Origin of the sequence: Paenibacillus canaveralius (assembly GCF_047238265.1) — a bacterium.
Classification (GTDB): Bacteria; Bacillota; Bacilli; order Paenibacillales; family NBRC-103111; genus Paenibacillus_F.
In genome coordinates, this window is record NZ_JBDFMM010000001.1 from 344,614 (window position 1) to 364,564 (window position 19,951).

At 56.5% G+C, this 19,951-nt stretch carries 18 protein-coding genes; 10 read left to right on the plus strand and 8 right to left on the minus strand.

What is annotated here, in order from left to right; translation table 11 throughout:
* Positions 1-4: 4 nt before the first annotated feature.
* The gene (locus ABC395_RS01610) at positions 5-1,285 is read left to right on the plus strand and encodes a DUF1963 domain-containing protein (protein WP_413000298.1); all 1,281 of its coding nucleotides are present in this window, start codon (positions 5-7) and stop codon (positions 1,283-1,285) included.
* 217 nt (positions 1,286-1,502) lie between these two features.
* On the opposite strand, the gene ABC395_RS01615 is transcribed toward ABC395_RS01610, so the two are convergent.
* From ABC395_RS01615 to ABC395_RS01635, 5 genes are all read right to left on the minus strand, one after another.
* The gene (locus ABC395_RS01615) at positions 1,503-1,931 is read right to left on the minus strand and encodes a hypothetical protein (protein WP_413000299.1); all 429 of its coding nucleotides are present in this window, start codon (positions 1,929-1,931) and stop codon (positions 1,503-1,505) included.
* A gap of 410 nt (positions 1,932-2,341) precedes the next feature.
* Positions 2,342-4,954 (minus strand): winged helix-turn-helix domain-containing protein, encoded by a 2,613-nt coding sequence (locus ABC395_RS01620; RefSeq protein ID WP_413000300.1) that lies wholly within the window; start codon positions 4,952-4,954, stop codon positions 2,342-2,344.
* A gap of 521 nt (positions 4,955-5,475) precedes the next feature.
* Complete coding sequence (locus ABC395_RS01625) at positions 5,476-6,762, minus strand: GNAT family N-acetyltransferase (protein WP_413000301.1); 1,287 nt, start codon at positions 6,760-6,762, stop codon at positions 5,476-5,478.
* A 32-nt stretch (positions 6,763-6,794) separates the two neighbouring features.
* Positions 6,795-7,709 (minus strand): N-acetylmuramic acid 6-phosphate etherase, encoded by a 915-nt coding sequence (gene murQ / locus ABC395_RS01630; protein WP_413000302.1) that lies wholly within the window; start codon positions 7,707-7,709, stop codon positions 6,795-6,797.
* Positions 7,710-7,774: 65 nt separating this feature from the next.
* Positions 7,775-8,716 carry an N-acetylglucosamine kinase gene (locus ABC395_RS01635; RefSeq protein ID WP_413000303.1) on the minus strand — a complete coding sequence of 314 codons (942 nt, stop codon included), beginning with the start codon at positions 8,714-8,716 and terminating at the stop codon, positions 7,775-7,777.
* Positions 8,717-9,224: 508 nt separating this feature from the next.
* Between ABC395_RS01635 and ABC395_RS01640 the strand changes: the two genes are divergently transcribed.
* The 9 genes from ABC395_RS01640 (at position 9,225) to ABC395_RS01680 (ending at position 16,097) form a co-directional block, all read left to right on the plus strand.
* Positions 9,225-9,452 (plus strand): hypothetical protein, encoded by a 228-nt coding sequence (locus ABC395_RS01640; RefSeq protein ID WP_413000304.1) that lies wholly within the window; start codon positions 9,225-9,227, stop codon positions 9,450-9,452.
* A complete protein-coding gene (locus ABC395_RS01645; RefSeq protein WP_413006667.1) occupies positions 9,412-10,440 on the plus strand; it encodes an exo-beta-N-acetylmuramidase NamZ family protein in 1,029 nt (342 codons plus the stop codon). The genes ABC395_RS01640 and ABC395_RS01645 overlap by 41 nt, the downstream gene beginning before the upstream one ends.
* Positions 10,430-11,599, plus strand: a complete 1,170-nt coding sequence (locus tag ABC395_RS01650) for a serine hydrolase domain-containing protein (protein ID WP_413000305.1) — start codon at positions 10,430-10,432, stop codon at positions 11,597-11,599. The genes ABC395_RS01645 and ABC395_RS01650 overlap by 11 nt, the downstream gene beginning before the upstream one ends.
* A gap of 44 nt (positions 11,600-11,643) precedes the next feature.
* Positions 11,644-12,348, plus strand: coding sequence for a PIG-L deacetylase family protein (locus tag ABC395_RS01655; protein ID WP_009675323.1), 705 nt, complete (start codon positions 11,644-11,646; stop codon positions 12,346-12,348).
* Between the two features lie 30 nt (positions 12,349-12,378).
* The gene (locus ABC395_RS01660; RefSeq protein ID WP_413000306.1) at positions 12,379-13,227 is read left to right on the plus strand and encodes a MurR/RpiR family transcriptional regulator; all 849 of its coding nucleotides are present in this window, start codon (positions 12,379-12,381) and stop codon (positions 13,225-13,227) included.
* A 239-nt stretch (positions 13,228-13,466) separates the two neighbouring features.
* A complete protein-coding gene (locus ABC395_RS01665; RefSeq protein ID WP_413000307.1) occupies positions 13,467-13,961 on the plus strand; it encodes an RNA polymerase sigma factor in 495 nt (164 codons plus the stop codon).
* Positions 13,951-14,538, plus strand: coding sequence for an anti-sigma factor (locus ABC395_RS01670; protein WP_413000308.1), 588 nt, complete (start codon positions 13,951-13,953; stop codon positions 14,536-14,538). Before ABC395_RS01665 ends, ABC395_RS01670 begins: the two co-directional genes overlap by 11 nt.
* Complete coding sequence (locus ABC395_RS01675; protein ID WP_413000309.1) at positions 14,535-15,275, plus strand: YfjL-like protein; 741 nt, start codon at positions 14,535-14,537, stop codon at positions 15,273-15,275. Before ABC395_RS01670 ends, ABC395_RS01675 begins: the two co-directional genes overlap by 4 nt.
* Before the next feature lie 213 nt (positions 15,276-15,488).
* Complete coding sequence (locus ABC395_RS01680) at positions 15,489-16,097, plus strand: hypothetical protein (protein ID WP_413000310.1); 609 nt, start codon at positions 15,489-15,491, stop codon at positions 16,095-16,097.
* 377 nt (positions 16,098-16,474) lie between these two features.
* Here the strand turns inward: ABC395_RS01680 and ABC395_RS01685 are convergent, their stop codons facing one another.
* The 3 genes from ABC395_RS01685 to ABC395_RS01695 form a co-directional block, all read right to left on the minus strand.
* Complete coding sequence (locus tag ABC395_RS01685) at positions 16,475-17,338, minus strand: carbohydrate ABC transporter permease (protein WP_009675348.1); 864 nt, start codon at positions 17,336-17,338, stop codon at positions 16,475-16,477.
* Positions 17,339-17,358: 20 nt separating this feature from the next.
* Positions 17,359-18,246 carry a carbohydrate ABC transporter permease gene (locus ABC395_RS01690; RefSeq protein ID WP_413000311.1) on the minus strand — a complete coding sequence of 296 codons (888 nt, stop codon included), beginning with the start codon at positions 18,244-18,246 and terminating at the stop codon, positions 17,359-17,361.
* 111 nt (positions 18,247-18,357) lie between these two features.
* On the minus strand, positions 18,358-19,617 hold the full coding sequence (locus ABC395_RS01695) for a sugar ABC transporter substrate-binding protein (protein ID WP_413000312.1): 1,260 nt from the start codon (positions 19,615-19,617) through the stop codon (positions 18,358-18,360).
* Between the last annotated feature and the right edge of the window lie 334 nt (positions 19,618-19,951).

Here is a 19,951-nt window from a genome sequence, read left to right on the forward strand (position 1 = left end):
AGCGATGACGGAACGTATTCCTTGCAGAAGCGCGGATTGCCGGGCGACGATTCTCCCCCGGACAGCGGAGAAGACAGGCGGTTACTGTATGCCCTGCGTACAGAACCGGGAGCGGCTGGAACGGGAGGAATTTATACGCCGGAACCAGAGGGACGTGAATCTCTATGAGGGGATAACGGACCCCGTGGAGATTTTGAAAATCATGTGCGAGCGGAGGGTCCCGGATCCTCTTATCCGTTATACGGCATACGAGAAAACGGCTGAAGAGCTGTATGCCGCCTTATCCGGGCGGGATGCGGAGAGGATGCAAGCTTACGCAGCCGAGTTGATTTCGGAAGATGAACTCGATATTGCGGAAGATATTTTGTTGTCGCTGGTATGTTTCACAGGCATACACGTGCACGACTGTCTGCCTGCCCTTATCGGCAAGGGACGCTATTACCCGGCGATTCTCTTCAGGCAGGCTCCTTCCGCCATCCGGGACTTTCTGCTGGACCAAGTGGAAAAGGATGCGGAGAACCGCAACTTCCTTCTGCTTGCGCTGGCCTGGGTCGGGGATGAGGCGGTGGCGGCCCGCTTCCATCAATGGCGGGAGACGCCGCCGGTTTGGGCCGGGGAGCTGTATGTACCTCCGCACCGGTACTCGCTTGAGGCGGGATGGGTGCTCAGCGGGGAAGGTTCGAGAAGCGACTTGTTTTACGAGGAGTGCCGGACTTTCGAGAAAGGAACGCCCTCTGGCAGTGAGCCTGTCGCCCTTTTCGGTGAATCCGAAGAGAGTTGCAGAGGCTGCGGGAACAAATTGACCGTTTTGTTCGATCTGGATCTTCAGCATCCCTCGCTGCGTTTTTTGGAAATGGAGGGGGAGAGGCTGAAGATCGCGACCTGCTTGAGCTGTACCTGTTATGGCTTTATTTTTACCGATATAGACGGAAAAGGGGGAAGCGGTTGGAGCCGGTACAATCCCGCCCCCGCCGTTTCCCCGGTGCCGGAAGAGGACGGCCCGCCGGATACCGGAGATCGGCCCGCTCTGCGGTTCTCCGGTAAGGAGCGGGGAACGTATTATGCCGCCGTCTGGACTCAAGAACCGGCCGTGGCTTCCCAAGTGGGAGGCCACCCCACGTGGATTCAGGATGCGGAGTACCCGGATTGTCCGGGATGCTCGGCGAAAATGACCTTCCTGGCCCAATTCTCCTGGGAGGATGCGGATGATTACGGCGAAGGAATTACGTATGCGTTCGTCTGCAAGGACTGCCAAGTGGCGGCGACTCACTTCCAGCAGACGTGAGTTTTGTGATCGGTCTGCTGCGGCAGGCTCGTTACTGCCGGGCGGTTCCGCCGCAGACAGTTATGGCCTGCGTGCCGACGGGCATACGGCAGCCGCAGCTTTCGTTAAAGGCTGCGGCTGTTTCAATCAAAAAGGCGCTTCCCGTAAGATCGGGAGCGCCTTTTTTCTTTTTAACGGTATGATGCTTGCAGGGTGGCGGCGGACCGGTAAGGACCGGTCAAGTCACGTTCGTGACGCTTCGTGTGATGACCTCGGCCAGCTCTGCCTTGTGGGCTTCATAAGCTTCACGGGACAAGTTCCCGCCAGCGAAGCGTTCATCAAGCTGCGCGGACAATTGCGCCGTTTGCAGGGCTATGACATCCTGCACGTCGCGCGAACGGCTGGCGGCTACATCGGCAAGAGACTGCCCGTTATACAGAGCGTCGTAAATCTCTTCGTCGGAAGTGACTCCCAGCGCCTGATGCAGTTCGTCCCGGACGGGTACGACTGCGGTTTGGGCGGCGGCGGTTTTCACTTTATCGAATGCGGCCGGGTTATCCGGAATCATGATTTGGATTTCGGCGGTGCTTTCTTCATTCCAGAAACCCGCGCCGATCGTAATGGCAAAGGCGACAGTACCTGCGATTAAAATATGTTTGGGTCTCATGTGTATTTCCTCTTTTCTGTAAAACGAATAGGTAGGTCAACGGGCAAACGGGCAAACGTATCTATAAGCGTAAGTAGGCAGATAAGCGAATGGAGTAAATTCGTATGTAGGTTAAAAAGGACTTCTTCTAGTCTTATACGAAGCAGAAAGGTTTCCGTTGCGCGGCCGGAATTATTACCCGGTACATTCTCTTCTAAAACGGGTCGAGGCAAACGTTTGATCCGCTGTCCTGAACCCATTGTAACCGGCGGTTCTTAAAACGGGATTAAATCAGCCTGAATCTGCTCTGAAATTCTAAAGACGCAAAAAACCCTCCGGCTGCAACCTGGAGGGGGTAAACGAAACGGCGGCCTTGGCATACAGCGGGCCGGGAAAGCTGCAACAAACCGATACTTCGGCCGGACGGCAAGCTATTCCCCCGCATCCAGCAGCTTAAGCTCTTGCGCGGTGACGAGCGCCTGGGTACGGGAGGAGACGCCCAGCTTCTCGTACAAGCGCGAAAGGTAGACCTTGACCGTGCCCTCGGAAAGCGTCAGCTGCTCCGCCATCTGTTTATTGGTAGCGCCCTGACGGATAAGGCGGAGCAGGCTGATTTCGCTGCGGCTCAGTTCTTCTGCGAGCGCCGGGTCCGGGGTTACGCGCCGGGTAGAGGCGGGCATGAACAGGCTGAGCAGCTTCGACACATAATCCTGCAGCCCGTCCCCCTGCCCGGCCGTTTCCCGGGTCAAGCGGTACTGTCTGGCATAAGCCCGCAGCAGGGATTCCATGGCTGGACCTTCATCGAGGAAACTGCGGATGTAGCCGTTCTGCGCGCCCAGCTCCAACGCTTCGTGCAGATGGTGCAGCGCAGCGGTACGCTGACCGCGCTGATTTTCCAGGAGCGCCTGCAAAATGGCGATCTCGATGATGCCGGACAGAAGCTGCTCCCGCTCGCACTGGGGTTTAAGCAGCTCCAGCAGGCGCAGCGCTTCTTTCTCCTTGCGCTGGCTGCCGAGCGCGCGCGCCAGCGTCACGTATTCGAACTCCTGCCGGAAGCCGGGCTTGTCCTTCCCGGACACGCCGAGCTGCGGCAGTGCCTTTTTCACGTCTGCGGAGCGGTCTTCTTTAAGATACAGGCGGATTCTGGCCCCGTGCAAAAGCTGCCGCCAGCGGCTGTCTTTCAGCCCGGAAGCTGCCTCGAAAGCTTCGTCCACAGCGGCATGGGCCAGTTCGAAGCGCCCATCCGCCGCATAAAGCATGGCCTGCGTCAGATGCACCGGCACATACAAGCCGGGCAGCTCTTTGGCTGGGGCTGAACGTGAGACCAGCACCGCCAGCTTCCGGCTGTCCTCCAGCCGGTTCCATTCATAATAGCCCTCGCTGAGGGACTGCATAACGTACAAATAGATATAAGACCCCTGCCAGCCCCTGGCTTCCAGCAGGCCCGCGAACATGGTTCCGATCCTTTCCGTATCGGGTGACAGCATGCCTTTGAGGCCGAGCGGAGTCCGTCTGACAAGCGGTTCGGTCCGGTTATAGTTAAACGTGTAAAAGGCCGGATCTGCCGGTAAGATGTCATTCAGCAGAGTGCCGATATGAGCGAACCATTTATCGAAGATGCCTGTAATAAACATCAGATTCGAACGTACGAAGAGCAGCCCGCTCTGCAGCTCTTTCCGCTCCTCCTGCTCCATGGCCGATTCCAGGGACGCTTCCACACGATCCAGCAGCTGCTCGGCCCGTTCAGCCTGTCCCGTCATGAGAAGGACGAAGGCATGGTGCAGAGACAACGCGGGCGGTATGACATACTCCTGGGGAAAGCTGCGGAACCAGCGCAGAAGATTGCCGAGTTCCCCGCTTTCCAATACGGCCGGGATGTGGGCTTTCAGACAGCTTTCCAGCAGAGGATAATCTTCGCCGGCTATGGCGTATTCCACCGCTTCACTCATAAATCCGCGCGAAATGCAGGTCGCACTTGCCAGGCGGTTAAGCCGCAGCCATTCCTCCGGATGCTTGCGCTTAAGCAGCTCCTGGAGAAACCCGGCAAACAAATGATGATACCGGAACCAGGCATCGCGCTCGTCTAGGGGCAGCAGGAAAAGATTGGATTTTTTAGCCAGCTCAAGCAGGTTCCGGGCGTCGGTCCTTTCCGTGACCGCATCGCACAAATCGGCGTCCATCTCTTGAAGAACGGACGTTTTCAGCACGAAGGAATAGAGGTCCGGCGGAAGCTGCGAAGCAACTTCCTCAAACAAATAATCCGAAATAACCCGGTGGTCTCCATGAAATTCATCGAGAAAACGGGCCGCGTCCGTTCCGGATTGAAGAGACAGCAGCGCCAACTGCAAGCCGGTTACCCAGCCTTCCGTCCGTGCGGCGAGACGCCGGATCTGTTCATCCGTTAGAGGCTGATTGTGAACATCCCGGTAAAAAGCCGCGGTTTCATCGGCCGTAAACTGGAGGGTAGCCGTGTGCAGCTCGTTATGCTCCTGTTTCGCGGTCCATTTTACAGTCGAAAAAGGCAGCTCGCTGCGGCTTGCGATAAGCACGTGAAGCGCGGACGGCAGGTATTCGATAAAATAAGCCAGACTGTCGTGAATCCGCGTGTCTCCGATCAGGTGGTAGTCATCGAGAACAAGCACCGTTTTTCCGGGAAGCTCGTAAAGCTCGTTTAAAAGCTCATCCAGGAAAGTGGAGACGGAAATATCTTGAAGTGACAGGGTAAGCGCCGTAAGCCGCTGCCCCGTGGGCTCTCCGGATTTACCGGCCAGTGAGCGGACGAGCGTGCGCCAGAAGCGGATAAAATCGTTGTCTCTGGCATCCAGGGACAGCCAGGCGCAGGTATGCCTGCTGTTGTGTGCCCACTGGGTAAGCAGCGTCGTTTTGCCGAATCCCGCGGGAGCGCACACAAGCGTAAGCCGCCCGTCTATTCCCCTAGACAAGGAATCGGTAAGCCGCTCGCGGGCAACCAGATCCGCTTTTGGAAAAGGTGTGGTTATTTTGGTTTTTAAAATGACGGGGGCATCGGGAGCCGTATCAGTCATAAGTCCTCCGGAAGCGGCAGGCAGCCGCGGTCGTTTCCATCTGTTTTGTATCATTATATAAAAAAACAAGCTCCAAGTTAACTCAAGTTAATGGATAATTTCATTTACTATCCGTAAACTTGCCGCGAGTTTTGGGCCGGATGAAGGCATCCGGCTCGCCAGACTCTAGTAAAGAGACAGACCTAATGTGCAGGCGGAGCCGGGCGGGGAACTTGACGGAGGAGTGCTTTCCGGGCCCTCTAACACGGTATGGAATGTCCATGTGAACCTGCCGCAACAAGCGGAAAATGCATCCGCGAGCGCAGCCGAGGATGTGGCTCCGGCCGCTTTAATTAAGGGTTCGTGCATTGAGCCGGAAGTTTCCGCACCGCATACCTGCCGGTCAAACCGGTTTGGCATAGATCGGAACGAAAAAAAACGCCTGCCCGTAAAAGGGCTGGCGTTTTTCTTATGGGCAGCACATTGCCGTGTCCCGCCGATCGGCTGAACGCCGGTTTCGGCGGGAGAACGGTATGCGCGCGTCAGATGTAATTGAGGCCGGAGGTTGACGGAAACGGAACCGGGAACAGACCCGTAAGCGTTTCGCGCCATTGTGCCGGCGTCCCTTCGGGAAGAACCGGCTCAGCCGCCGAACCCGCTGTCTCTTCCGGCAGCACGAACGCTCCGTCGAACAGAAGCGCGATCCACGCGTCCGCATCCAGTTCCAGGTCATCCAGGCCCGAATAGGATAACCGGATGCCGCGTTCGGCCGCGCCGGGGCTTCCTTCCAGCTGAGCCGCTTTTTCCGGCTGCAGCGCGGCCAGGTACGGCTTCAGGCGCCTGAAAAGACGGGCCGTATCGGGCACGTACACGGTGCCCAGAATCTGCTCGTCCGCGAACGGAGCATGCTCTTGCAGCAGCGCGGCCAGTCCGGCATCGTGCCGGGAAGCCAGCACGTCGAGCTTCTCCGGCGCCGCGGTTTCCAGCGCATGCGCGAGCAGAGCGGCTACGGCCGGAGTTTCGCCCGCCCACTCGATGGCGAACGGCGTCATCTTCGGCCGGAGGCTTCCCGGAAGCGCGGCGACCAGGAACGCGGCCGGAACACCGCCGCGTTCCGCGACGTAGACGCTGTGGCCGAGCTTCACGCATCTCGCGTAAGCCTGCGCGTCAATGAGCATGGCCAAGTCCCACTGGCTCTGCTCGAAGGCGACTTCGCGGGAAGCGGCCAGCTTGGCCAGGGCGGGCAGGTCGCTGCGCGTCCATTCCCGGCAGAGGAACGGCTCAGCCGTATCCGCACCGCCGGAAGCGCCAGCCTGCGCAGCGGGCGATGCAACCGTGCCGGCCAAGCCTGCACCGGCTTGCGCCGCCGTATCCGCGCCTGCCGCTGCTTCGCGCAGCGCCGGTGCCATTTCCGGCGTAAGGGTATAGCGCCGGATCGTCCCGAACGTGCGGCAGCCAGCGCGCGTGTACAGGCTTCTCGTGCCGGACACGAGGATGAGGTCCCCGTCTGCGGCGTCGACTTGTTCCTTGACGGCGTCGAGCAGCTTGCCGGCAACCCCGTGGCCCCGTGCTTCGGGGGCCGTGCAGACCGCGCCCACGGAGAACACGTTAAGCCGTGCGTCTCCGATCCGGACGACGGACGGGAGCAGTCCCATAAAGGCCGTCATGCGGCCGTTTTCCCCATAAGCTCCGAACGAATAGGAAGTGACGGCGGAAAACAAGTAAGGAAAGCCGGCGGCCATCGATACCTGCTCGCCGTCCCGGAAAATCGAGTCGGCAAGCGCCGCGGCTTCAGTCATTTCATCAGGTTTCACTAAGCGGACATTCATGTGCATGCAACCTTTCGCTGAGAAATAAACGCTTATGAGGCGCTTTCGGACGATTCAACCGCCGTGCGGACTTGGCCGCCGGTTTCCTTTAATTTGCGCGCTGCTTCTTCATAGGACATGCCGGCAAGAATCATGACGATGGCGGTTTTGACGTGGCCTTGGGATTCCGCGTAAGCCCGGGAAATTTCTTCGCTGTCCGCGCCCGTTGCCATCGCAATGAGGCGTTTCGCGCGTTCGACCAGCTTGTAATTGGAAGGCTGAACGTCCACCATCAGATTATCATAAACTTTACCCAGACGTACCATAGAGGCTGTCGTGAGCATGTTCAGCACCATTTTCTGAGCGGTGCCCGCTTTCATGCGGGTCGACCCGAGGACGACTTCCGGACCGACTACGGGCTCAATGGCCAGATCGGCGATAGCCGCCATCGGGGTGCCGTGGTTGTTGCATAAAGCGATGACTTTCGCCCCGTGTTCGCGTGCGCGTTTCATGGCGCCGATCACGTAAGGCGTTCTGCCGCTAGCCGCGATGCCGACCACAACATCCCGGGAGCTGACGCCGCAGGTGTCCGCATCGTCGCGCCCGAGCTGCTCGCTGTCTTCGGCTCCCTCGACGGCTTTCAGAATCGCAGGGGGCCCCCCTGCAATGATTCCCTGAATCAGCTTGGGATCGGTTCCGTAAGTGGGCGGACATTCGGACGCGTCGAGAATACCCAGCCTTCCGCTTGTTCCCGCTCCGAAATAAAAGAGCCTGCCGCCTGCGGACAGCCGCTGCGTGATCCAATCAACCGCTTCGGCGACGGCCGGAAGCACCTGCCGGACCGTTTCCGCTACGGTTAAATCCTCCTGGTTGATCAGCGTGACAATGTCCAGGGCCGATCTCTGGTCGAGCTGGCGGGTCCGGGGATTTTGCTGCTCGGTCGTGAGACTGTGTATGTTTTCTTTCATAAGATACCTCCGGTAGTTAAAAAGAGATAGTAAGGCAGCAGCGCCGTTTTCCGCATGGCTGCTGTCTACTTCGCCGTGCGGGAAGCCGCAAGCTCCTGTGCGTAGTGGGCGGCGCCTGCGGATGAACGGCGGCCGGACAAGACGACGTCCGATAAATCGTCTTCCTGCGATACGTTCACCCGGAAGGTATCGTAGAAGAGCGGACAATGGGCGAAAATCGACCCGGCAGCACCGACTTGCAGGCCGTCAAGCCCAGGATGACGGTTTCGGAGCGCAACGACGAGGTCGGCGAGATCTTCGGCCGAGCGCACGATGATTTGCCGGGCGAGTGTGTCTCCCGCCGCGGCCGCACGGACAGCGAGCTCCGCGTGCTCGGCTATCTGCGCCTTCTGCACGCCGGGCTGATACACGATTCCGCGCAGCTCGGGCGCTTCCCGGATGCCGTGTTTTTGAAGGACGGCTTCTGTAAGCGCGGTCGGTGGGAGGACGCCGTCGTAGCTTTTCATGACGGTTTGAAGAACGGAGAGCCCGATGTCATAGCCGCTGCCTTGATCGCCGAGCAGATGTCCCCAGCCTCCGCCGCGGTACTTCTTCCCTTCGGAATCGAAGGCGTAAATGATGGAGCCGGTGCCCGCGATGGCGATGAGGCCGGTGCCGGAGCCGAGGGCGGCTTTCAGCGCGATTTCGGCGTCGTTTTTAATGAGAAGAGCGACACCTTCATATGCACTTCCCGCAAGCGCCCGGATCAGATATTGCTCCATCGTGGCGCGCTCCTCGGCGGTGTCCACTCCGGCAAGACCGGCGCAAACGGCCAGGCACCTATGTCCCGGCAAAGCTTCCCTGACCGTGGCGAGAAGCCGGCCGAGCTCGGCCGACGCGGTTGCGAAAGTAACGGCGTGGGGATTTCCCGGACCGCCCGTCCAGGTGCCGAACTCCGCGCCGTTCAAGTCGATTGCGAGGGCTTCGGTTTTGGTGCCGCCGCCGTCAAGGCCGATGACGTAATCCATGGGAGTCACCCTTTTCTTCCGGTATTTTTGTAGAAAATGAATGTATGCCAGCACGATGTATAAAACGCAGGCCGATTGCCTGCCGCGGCCCGAGCCGGGCGGGATCGGAATGAACGATTTTGGGAATCGGGCGAATACGAAAAGGAAAAAGAAGCTTCCGCCCGGTAAATCAGAGATGTGGAAACAGAAGAAAAAAAGGGGATGAAGCTGATGTCCCTGCCAATAGTATAGCGGAAGCATAGGAAGATTGTAAAATAAAAGTTTATGTATTTTTAAAATTTTTGAAATAAAATTTTGATCAGAAACAGGCTTTTTGGTAATTTTCAAATGGACTAAAACGCCCGTACTAAAAGGAAAGTTTTATAAAAAGGTGCAGGAAACAAAATTTTATATAGTAAAAAATAATTGAAATAAAATTTCGTAAACGATATAATAGCACATAGAAAGCGGTTACAGATAAGTGGAAAACAATCATTCGATTTTACTATCGACAAGGGAGGGGAACCTCATGCAAGGGAAGGTGAAAACGGGAGCCGACCGGTTTCCGGAAATGGGGCCCGCGCTGCTCAAAGGCCGTAAATTCGGCTTGCTGACGAATCCGACGGGGATCAATCGCGATTTTCAGTCGACCATTAAGGTTAGCGCCTCATTGGAAGGAGCGGAGACTGGGCGCTCTGTTCGCTTGCGAGCACGGAATTCGCGGGGAGCGCCAGGCAGGCGTCCGGTTCGAAGATGAAACCGATCCGGAGCTGGGAATTCCGGTGTACAGCCTGTACGGCAAACATAAAAAGCCGACGGCCGATATGTTGTCGGGGCTTCAGGCGATGGTTTTTGACATCCAGGATCTCGGCGTCCGGTTTTACACGTATCTCAGCACGCTGATCTATACGCTTGAAGCTTGCGCCGAAGCCGGCGTCCGGGTGATTGTGCTGGACCGGCCGAATCCGCTTGGCGGGCTTCAGTGGGAAGGGGGACTGCTGGACGAGAGTCTGCTGTCGATGGTAGGCGCGTGGAGAATGCCCGCCCGTACCGGCATGACCATCGGTGAATTCGCGCTGCTGGCGGCCGATGGAATGAAGACGCCCTGCGAGCTGTATGTCGTCAAGATGGAAGGCTGGGAACGGAATATGGAATATTCCGATACCGGGCTGCCGTGGCTTCCGCCGTCGCCAAACATGCCAACCATGGATACGGTGCGTATTTACGCGGGACATTGCCTGTTCGAAGGAACGAACCTGTCGGAAGGACGCGGTACGACCAAACCTTTCGAGCAGGTGGGAGCGCCCTGGCTGAAAGCGGAGGAAACATGCCGCGAGCTGAATGTGCTGAACCTTCCCGGAGTCCGGTTCCATCCCGTCACGTTCACACCGACCTTTTCGAAACATGCCGGTCAACTGTGCAACGGTGTCATGACGTTCGTTACGGAGCCGGACGTGTACAAATCGGCCGTTACCGGCCTTCACTTGCTGAGTATGATTCAGAAACTTCATCCGGCTGAATTCGAATGGCTGCCTCCTTTCAAGGAAGGCCAGTCCACCTTCATCGATCTGCTTAGCGGCAGCGACCGGATCCGCCTGACTCTGCACGAGCCGGGCGCTTTGGAAGCAATCATCGCTTCCTGGGAACGCGACGGGAAGGAATGGGCCGGCATCCGCAGCAAGTATCTGCTCTACGGAGAAGAAGGGGCGGCTTCCGCCGCAGGAGTCAGCGGCAATGGGGTATGAGGCGGCCGCTTCGGGCGCTGCGGCGCTGGGCCTCACGCCGGAAGGAGTGATCGCCGCCTGCCGGGCCGTTGACCGCGAGATCGCGGCGGGCGTCACTCCCGGAGCGGTACTGGCCGTCGTACGCGGAGACAAAGACCTCGTATACGCGGCAGGTTACGCCGAGCCGGAAGGCCCCGAGCCTGCCGCCGTACATGAGGGCACCCTGTATGACTGCGCCTCGCTCACCAAGGTGGCCGTTACGCTGCCGCTGGTGCTCGGGCTCATTGACGAAGGCCGGCTGACGCTGGATACACCGGCGTCTTCCTGGCTGCCGGAGTTTGCAAGCGGCGGCAAAGAAGAAGTCACGGTAGGCCAGCTTCTGACGCATACGTCGGGACTTCCGCCGCTTGTCAATCTGCACGCGTCGCATCTGACGCGGGAAGAAATGTGGCAGACGGTGTACCGCACCCCGCTGCAGGCGAAACCCGGTACGCGGATGGCATACAGCGACGTCGGCTACATGACCCTCGGCCGGATAGCCGAGGAAATGCTGGGCGTGCCGCTGGACGAGGCGGCGCGCGACAAAATCTTCGGGCCGCTGGGCATGAGCAGCGCCGGGTTTTGCCCGCCCGCGGAGCGGACGGCGGACATCGCGGCGACGGAGTTCGACGCCTCCGCCGGAGTCCGCCTGCACGGCGTCGTCCACGACGAGAACGCCCGCGCGCTCGGCGGCGTCAGCGGCCATGCCGGGCTGTTCGCGGCGGCCGGCGATCTCGTCCGCTATGCCCGCATGTGGCTGGGCTGCGGGCTCGTTCCCGCCCCGGCCGGAGGGACGGACGCCGCGGCGGGAGCGGAAGCGCCCGGGCGGCGCATCCTCTCGCGGGCGGCGGTCCTTGCCTCCGTGCGCAGCCGCACGGAGAACATCCCGGGCGCGAACCGCGGACTCGGCTGGGCGCTCAAGGGCGACCCGCTGGATGCCTCGGGCGACTGGATGGGGCCGCGCAGCTTCGGCCATACGGGCTTCACGGGCACCAGCCTGTGGATGGACCCGGAGCGGGATCTGGCCGTCGTGCTGCTGACCAACCGGGTTTATTACGGACGCGGCGGAACGGTGGCGGCGCTTCGCGCTTGCGTGCATAACGCGCTTGCGGGAGCGGTTGTGACGAATGAGAGATTTTGACCGGACGATAAACCGATTCATTCAACCCAAAGGAGCGATTCCACATGACAGAGCAAAAGCATCATATTTTGGCGATCGGCGGTCACGCCGGCGACTTGGATTTGACGGCGGGCGCCGTTATCGCGAAATATACGCAGGCCGGCCATAAAGCGACCTTCCTGCACCTCACCCCGGGAGAGAAGGGGCATCCCCGCCTGACTCCGGAAGAGTACGCGAAGCAGAAAATCGAGGAAGCCCACAAATTCGCCGATATCGTCGGGGCCGACGTCAAGTTTCTGGCCTACAAAGACGCCGAGCTTCCCGTCGACGAAGAAGTGAAATACCAGGTGGCCGACGTGATCCGCGAGGTGAAACCGGATATCATTCTCACCCACTGGAAGGGCAGCATTCATAAAGACCATGCGAATACGCATTATATTGTCAATGACGCGCGTTTTTACGCCGGATTGAAGACGATCGAGCGCGAGCTTCCGTCCCATTACGCCAACCATCTGTACTATGCCGACAACTGGGAAGATCCGTACGATTTCAACCCGGAAATTTTTATTGACATTCCCGATGAAGCATACGAGACTTGGGTTAAAGCGATGAATGTGTATGCCTACGCACGCGGTGAAACTTACGGATTTCCGTTCATCGAATACTATAAAGCGTTGACGATCGTGCGCGGCGCTCCGGCTAACTTCAAGCGGGCTCAAGCGTTCGCGGTACCGACGGGCGCGCTTTCGAAACGCGTACAATTTTTCTAAAGCGCGGCACGCAGGCAAAGGAGAGGAATTATGAACGGAGGATTAGTCAGGCTGCGCGAGATTCTGGACGATATCACGCCATCGGAACGCAAGGTGGCTGAATTTGTGCTCACTCATCCGCATCGAATGCTGGAAATGTCCGTAGCGCAATTAGCGGCCGAAAGCGGCGGCAGCCAGGCGGCGATTATCCGTTTGTGCAAGTCGATGGGCGTGAAAGGCTACCCGGAGCTGAAGCTCAAAGTAGCCGGTGACTTGAACCAGAGCGAGGAAAGATACGAATACCGGGAGATTCGTCCGAACGATTCCATCGAGCGGATTATTCATACGGTATCGGCCAACAACATCCAGTCCATCCGCGATACCGTGACCATCCTGGATGCGGATACGGTCAAAAGCGCGGTCGAGGCGCTAAGCCGGGCGAAACGGACGTACTTCTACGGGCTGGGCGCTTCGAATCTGATCGCTCAGGATGCCCAGCACAAATTTTTGCGGATCAACAAGACCAGCTATTCGTTTACCGATCCGCATCTTGAGCTGACATCCGCCGTGATGCTGAACGAGGAGGATGTGGCGGTCGGCATTTCTTATTCCGGCGAGACGGATCATGTCATCGAGTGTTTGAAAGAAGCGCGTCTATGCGGGGCAAAAACGATTTCCATCACGAAATACGGCAACAATTCGGTCAGCTCGCATGCGGATTATCCCTTGTACACCTCTTCGACGGAGAACGAAATCCGCAGCGGAGCGATGTCTTCAAGGATGACGCAGCTGAATGTCATTGATATTTTGTACCTGGGCGTAGCCAGCCGGGAGTACGAAGATTCCGTGCGCTATCTGGAAAAAAGCCGGGATATTATCCGGCGCATGACGGGGCGCTGAATGTCGGCGCCCGCCCAAAAATCCCCTTGTGGAACGATGAAAGCCTCATGCTTCGTCGTTCCCGGGGGATTTTTTTGCTGTGTCTCGGGAACCGGATCACCGGATTCGGACCCGGGGCTTTTTTGTGCTAAAAATAAAAAAGGTTCCGGAATGCTGTAACGAAATGACTCCGTCTGGTACAAATAAGAAGAACCATTAAAAACATGCCCGTCGGATGAGGCTTCGAATGAGGAGGGCGCATGGGGCTTGAGGAGCTTTACAAAGAGATTCAACCAAAATTGTACGCTTTTTTCTATGTGAAAACGCAAAGCAGAGAAGCCGCGGAAGACCTGACCCAGGAAGTTTTCTATGAGGCGGTCAAAGGACAGGGCTCTTTCCGGGGAGATTCGACGGTGCGGACCTGGCTCTTCGGCATCGCGAAGAACAAGCTGAGCAACTATTACCGGTCCAAAAAATACGGGCAGGAGCTGGCGGCGAAGCTTGCGTCGGAAAACCGCGAATCCGTTACGCCGGAGAAGCAGGTGCTGGACCGGGAGGACCGCGATCTTTTGCTGGAACGGATTTTCCGGCTGGATGAAGGTGCCCAGGAAATCGTCACACTGCGTATGTATGCCGAGTTGTCTTTCCGGGAAATCGGACACATTATCGGCGCTACGGAAAACAGTGTCCGGGTAAAATTCCACCGGATCAAGCTCCAACTGCACAAAGAGCTGGAGGGATATTATGAACGATAAAAATACGGTGCGGCATATCATCGAAGACCTGCTGCCGCTTTATGAGGAAGGTCTGCTCAGCGAAGAGACGGCCAAGTGGCTGGAAGCGCAGACGGCGGGGGACCCCGATTACGCAAGGCTAGTCCGTCTGTCGGGAGAGAGTCTGCCCAAACCGGAGCTGCCGGAGCCGGCCGAGGACTATGCGAAGATGATGGCGAAGATCAACCGGAAGCTGTCTTTGTATCAACTGCTGTTTATGGCGATTTCGTTCGTGCTGGCGATCCGCACGTCGCTGCTTAACGAAAGTTTCGGGTTTGTTTTGTGGTATGCCGTGCTCGGCTTCGTCACGTACCTGTTTTATAAGCAGATGAAGATTGTGTTATTCCTCTCGTTCGCGCCTGTTTTTCTGTGGTCACTGGGAGACAGTATTTACTCGGCCGTAAACGGTTCGGGAGAGGGGGGAATAGGAATGCTCGTCTTTGCGCCTATAATGGGGGCTGTTTTGACGGCTTTCATTCACAGCCTGTTTGCCCTTATCGGAAGCTTGATGGGACTGCTGGTGTTAAAGATCAGAAAGACGGGAGACGATTCGGAATGAAGAAAAGGAAAAAGAGAAAGAGCTTGTACATCGCGCTGCTGGTGCTGCTTGCTTTGTTTGTCGGTTCGCTGTATAACTCGCTGAACGGGAATCCGCTCAGTAAATGGCTGGCCGGGCGGGAGCTGGAGCAGTTTATGGCTGAGCACTATCCGGAGAAGCGGCTGAGAATCGAGAAAGGGTTTTATAACTTCAAATTCAAGCAATACGAGTACCGGGTGAGGGAAATCGGGGCGGATGCGGGCAAAGGAGAGCCGGCGGAGTATGAATTTTCCGTAGGCGGCTGGATTCCCAAGGTGAAAGTGGACGGCATCCGAACCGCCAACCTCGATACGGCTCTGATGGAGCGGCTGAGCTCAGAGGCGGCCGCGGAGCTTAAGGGAGCTTTTGCCGGGCGTGTTCCTGCGGTCCGCGAAGTCACCGTCCAGCTTGAGGTCGTCAAAGGACAACTGGCGGAGAACGCGGTCTGGACTCCGTCCCTGAAGCTGGATGAGCCGCTGTATATCCACGTGGTGACGGATGCGGCGGGCGCGTCCAAAGAGCAGGTTGCCGAAGCGGCGGGTGAGATCGCGGCCGTTCTGGACGCCGGAGGGTACGATTACGGACACGTCACGATTAACGCGAACGTGATGGACGACAAGGCGGGTAAAGACAGTTACGGGTATGTGAAATACGTGGCGCGCTTCGATAAAGGCGGCGGAAAGGTGAGCGCGAAGGATGTGGAGGAAGTGACGAAATAGCGGCCCCGTATTTTGCTTGGGGAGCTGCCCGACCGGCTGCGCCAGCCGATTCCATAGCGGTTGTTTGGCGCTGGAATCCCTAAAAGAGCAAGAACGGTCAAAACCCGTCCTGCCTGCCTTGGTATACTGAATTCACCCGATAGGATCCGGTTACAGTATAAGGGGGAATGCAGTATGTTAAGTATGGCTTTAGGAACGGCAGGAGCTTTTTTTGTGAGTTTAGTCCGCGGGGAAGTGCCTGCGGGTACTTTGATTTGGATAGGGGCGGCCGTCGTATTGGTTATGCTGGGCGAGCTCGCAGAAGCCTTGAAGAAAAGAAGTTTGCAGGGAGAAGAGCCGCATTGGTTTATGGAGACCGCTAAGGCGGCGGGGATCGCTCTTTTGTCGGTAGCGGTCGTGCTGGGTAAGTTCCTGTTCGTGGGGGCCATCTTGGCCAAAACGTTTCCGGTGCTGGGCTTGCCCGAATCCAAAGAAGCTCTCGTTTGGTACGGTTCCGTATCGATCGGAATCACGGTACTTCTTAGTTTTCTGATCAAAACGGCAGTGTACGGGAAGGAAACAGGTCTGCGGTTAAGCTGCGGACTGCTGAACGCTCTGCTGACAGCCGCCGGTACGGCCTGGATGAGCGGGGTGTTTCACGCTCCGGTTCATTTGCCTCTTCAAGGGCATGCGGTGATCGGGCTGCTCATGACGCTTGCGATGTACGTCCTCCTGCTGCTGGAGCGGGAAATGAAGCGGGAAGACGGGGAGCGGAAAGAAGCGGTCACCGAAGAGAAGAACAGCGAACGGGGTTCCAGGACTTTTGCGCATAAAAGCTCGTAAGGGGTTGGCGATAGAGTTCGGGAGCTTCCGCGCTGAGCTGTCGAGCCGGCAAGGTGAGGCGAGAAAGCCAATCTTTTACCATTATATGAAGCAAAAAATATAAGAAGCAAAAAGGTCAGTCTCGCGAGATATGCTCCCGGGTTCTGGCCTTTTGACGGTTATATGCGGTTGGAAGCCATCTTTTGCTGCTCTGAGGCTGGAGAGTTGTCCGTAACGGTTCACCAGGCTCTGCGGTAAGTGACTTTTCCCCCGGCGTCAACGCCTTGGATTTCTTTTAACCCGACAGTGCTGTTGTAGATACAAAAAAAGCCGGCACTGTTTCCAGCACCGGCTGCATCTTTGGACCCTATGTTTAGATTAAGTTCATTCGCACCGCTTTATTTCATCCCCGAAATCGAATAGTTGTCGATGATGTACTTCTGGAAGATGGCGAAAATGATCAGAATCGGCACGACCATAAAGGCGGAACCGGCCATCTGCAGGGCGAAGTTGCTGTCATACTGGCCTTTCAGCAGCGACAAGCCGACGGACAGCGTGTACAGCTTCTCGTCGTTGGCGATAATGAGCGGCCAGAGGAAGCTGTTCCAGCCCGCGATGAAGGTCAGGATCGCCTGCACCGACAAGATCGGCTTGGAGATCGGCAGCACGATCTGAGCGAAGGTGCGCAGCTCGCTGGCTCCGTCAAGCCGGGTCGCTTCCAGCAGTTCGTCCGGAATCGTGGACATGAACTGGCGGAACAGGAAGACGCCGAACGCTCCGACGAGGCCGGGCAGCACAACGCCGACCAGCGTGTTCGTCAGCTCGATGGAGTTCAGGATCAGATACACGGGAATCATCGTGACCTGTCCGGGAATCATCATCGTGGCGAGCACGAGGTAGAAAAGACCTTCGCGACCCTTGAAGCGGTATTTGGCGAAGCCGAAGCCCGCCATCGCGTTCAGGAACAGGCCGACGAAGGAGAAGAGCACGACGATCAGGGTGTTTTTCAAGTAGACACCGAAATTCATCCGTTCGAACAGGTTTTTGAAGTTTTCCATCGTAAACGTCTCGGGAAACAGGGTGGGCGGAATACGCAGCACTTCACTTTCCGGTTTGAACGCCGACAGAATCATCCAAACGAACGGAATGAGGAAGACGATGCCGCCCAAGGCCAGCAGGACAAATACGAGTCCTTGGAAAAAGGGGCTCGATCCCGATGTCCCTGCGCCAGCCGGACGTAATTTTGCAGCTTTTGCAGCCATAAGCTTTTCCTCCGTTCTTTTTACATGTCCGTATCTTTATTCTGAAGCCGGAATTGAATGAGCGTAATAATGATGATGGCGACGAACAGAACGAACGAACCCGCCGCGGCGTAACCGAAGTTGCTGAGCTTGAAGCCGTTGTTGTAGATGAACAGAGCCACGGACGTAGTGCCGTCCAGCGGTCCGCCCTGCGTCATGACGAACGGTTCTTCGAAAAATTGCAGCCAGCCGATCATGGTCGTGATGGATACGAAGAAAATGGCGAAACGCAGCATTGGAACGGTAATATGGATCATTTGCTTCCAGGTGCTGGCCCCGTCGAGCTGGGCCGCTTCGTAATACGTTTTCGGAATGCCCTGAAGAGCGGCGACGAAAATAATCATGTTCAGACCTACCGCCCGCCACAAGGCGAGAAGGATCAGGGAAATTTTCGCGATCAGAGGATCGGTCAGCCATGGAACTTTATCGAAGCCGGCCGATTCCAGCACGTAGTTGAACAGACCGAACGCCGGGTTGTACAAATAGCTCCAGACGACAGCTACCGCGACTACGTTGGTAACGGAAGGGAGGTAGTAAATGACCCGGAATGCTTTAAAAACGCGGGAGGCTCCGTAATTGATCAGCAGCGCGATGCCGAGCGATAAAATAACGACGCAAGGAACCCCGATAATCACGTAAAAAAGAGTGTTCGTAATCGATTTGATAAAAATCGGGTCCTGCAGGACACTGATATAGTTTTTGAAGCCGATGAAATTGATGTTGGAGTAATCGGCCAGACCCGCGAGATCCATATCGGTGAAACTGATAATGAGCGCAATAAAGATCGGCAGCAGCGAGAAAACCGTGAGCAGGATCAGAGTCGGCGCAATAAAAAAGTACGGTGCTTTGCTGTTGCTGAAGCCCTTCATCTCATGTCCCTTCTTTCACTGTCGTCCAGCCCGGTTAAAAAGGATGGACCGTTAATAGCCGGACCGGCCCCTGCGGGCCGGCCGGCTTCGGGTTATTTTCCGTCCGTGCGGTTACTTGTTCAAAATTTGCTGAGCCTGCTTATTGAAGGCATCCAGCTCCGGTTTTACTTCCGCCTGGCCGCGGTAGATGCGTTCAAAGCTTTTCAGGTAAGCCTGGGCGATTTCTTCCCACGGTTTGATCATCGGCATCGGCTCGGAAGCTTTCATCTGCTCGCCGATCACTTTATAGTTCGGATCTTCCTTCAGAACAGGGTCTTCCCATGCTTTCTTGGCCGCAGGCATCGACTGCGTCATTTCGAGCCATTTTAGCTGGGTTTCCGGTTTGCTCATATAGGCCAGGAATTTCATCGCTTCTTCTTTATGCTCCGTATGCTGGAACACCGACAAGTTGGAGCCGCCCAGCGCGGAAATGTTGTTTTCTTTCTTCGGAAGGACGGCCGTGGCCCATTTGCCCTTCAGATCGGGTGCTTTGTCGTTGATAAGCTTAACCATCCACGGTCCGCTGATGAACATGGGCACAATACCGTCTCCGCTCAAGCCCTGAACGGCGTCGATACCGAGATCCTTCGGAGCCGAACCGTTTTTGAAGAAGCTGTTGAGATACTCTACGGCTTCAACGAACTGCGGCTGATCGAACAAAGGCTGCTTGCCGTCCAGCAGCTTGGAGCCGTTTTGACGGGCGAACATGAAAGTCAGGGACTGCTCTTTCGGATCGAGCGAGATGCCATACTTGCCGCTGCCGCGTTTGGTCAGCTTCTGGGCCGCGTCCTGAAGCTCTTCCCACGTTTTCGGCGCCTCGTTATAGCCTGCCTCTTTCAGAAGATCCGTGCGGTAGTAAAGGACGCGGGTATCGATATACCAAGGTACGCCTACCGTTTTATCCTCATATTTGGTCGTTTGAATCGAGCCGGGATAGAAATTGTCTTCTTTGATTTCGGGATATTTGTCCGTCATCGGTTTGAGGTCCATCAATGCGCCTGCCGCCGCGAATTCCGGAATCCAGGTCGTTCCCATCTGCAGAACGTCCGGACCCTTCTTGGAAGCGACCGCCGTCAGCAGCTTATCGTGAGCCGAAGCCCAAGGCAGTGCCTGCACGTTGATTTTGATGTTCGGATTATCTTTCTCGAACTGTTCCGCGATTTTCGGAAGGGATTTCGCTTCTTCACCCATTCCCCATACATTCAGCGTCACTTTTCCTCCGGATTCTCCGCTGCCTTTCTCGCCGCCTGCGCCGCTTCCTCCGCAACCCGATAGAACACTTGTCAAAAGAACCGTAGTCGCAATCCCTGCCGCCCAATTTTTCCGTTTCATACTGTCTGCCTCCCGTAGGAATCCTTATTATGGTGATAGTTTACCCTTAATCGTAAAGGTTAAATGGTAGATGAAAAACAATCGAAACGTTTCGAAATCATTATAAAACATCCTGGAACCGTATTCAAGTTCTATTTCAAAGGTCCATTAAACGCTTACAAAATCCTATTTACCTTGAAGATTTCCGTTTGACTTCATTCAAAAAGGAGGGTTATAATTCAAATCAAAGAAAATCGAAACGTTTCACTTCTCGTTTTATGTAAGCATTTGCGGAGTGCTCAGGCACTCGTGCCCACTAAAACTTCTATAAGAAAAAGCAAGAAAAAAATCTGCG

Coding starts and splice junctions, on each gene's coding strand:
- ABC395_RS01610 (WP_413000298.1), top strand. CDS start 5: ATGACGGAACGTATTCCTTGCAGAAGCGCGGATTGCCGGGCGACGATT.
- ABC395_RS01615 (WP_413000299.1), bottom strand. CDS start 1,931: ATGAGACCCAAACATATTTTAATCGCAGGTACTGTCGCCTTTGCCATT.
- ABC395_RS01620 (WP_413000300.1), bottom strand. CDS start 4,954: ATGACTGATACGGCTCCCGATGCCCCCGTCATTTTAAAAACCAAAATA.
- ABC395_RS01625 (WP_413000301.1), bottom strand. CDS start 6,762: ATGAATGTCCGCTTAGTGAAACCTGATGAAATGACTGAAGCCGCGGCG.
- murQ (WP_413000302.1), bottom strand. CDS start 7,709: ATGAAAGAAAACATACACAGTCTCACGACCGAGCAGCAAAATCCCCGG.
- ABC395_RS01635 (WP_413000303.1), bottom strand. CDS start 8,716: ATGGATTACGTCATCGGCCTTGACGGCGGCGGCACCAAAACCGAAGCC.
- ABC395_RS01640 (WP_413000304.1), top strand. CDS start 9,225: ATGCAAGGGAAGGTGAAAACGGGAGCCGACCGGTTTCCGGAAATGGGG.
- ABC395_RS01650 (WP_413000305.1), top strand. CDS start 10,430: ATGGGGTATGAGGCGGCCGCTTCGGGCGCTGCGGCGCTGGGCCTCACG.
- ABC395_RS01655 (WP_009675323.1), top strand. CDS start 11,644: ATGACAGAGCAAAAGCATCATATTTTGGCGATCGGCGGTCACGCCGGC.
- ABC395_RS01660 (WP_413000306.1), top strand. CDS start 12,379: ATGAACGGAGGATTAGTCAGGCTGCGCGAGATTCTGGACGATATCACG.
- ABC395_RS01665 (WP_413000307.1), top strand. CDS start 13,467: ATGGGGCTTGAGGAGCTTTACAAAGAGATTCAACCAAAATTGTACGCT.
- ABC395_RS01670 (WP_413000308.1), top strand. CDS start 13,951: ATGAACGATAAAAATACGGTGCGGCATATCATCGAAGACCTGCTGCCG.
- ABC395_RS01675 (WP_413000309.1), top strand. CDS start 14,535: ATGAAGAAAAGGAAAAAGAGAAAGAGCTTGTACATCGCGCTGCTGGTG.
- ABC395_RS01685 (WP_009675348.1), bottom strand. CDS start 17,338: ATGGCTGCAAAAGCTGCAAAATTACGTCCGGCTGGCGCAGGGACATCG.
- ABC395_RS01690 (WP_413000311.1), bottom strand. CDS start 18,246: ATGAAGGGCTTCAGCAACAGCAAAGCACCGTACTTTTTTATTGCGCCG.
- ABC395_RS01695 (WP_413000312.1), bottom strand. CDS start 19,617: ATGAAACGGAAAAATTGGGCGGCAGGGATTGCGACTACGGTTCTTTTG.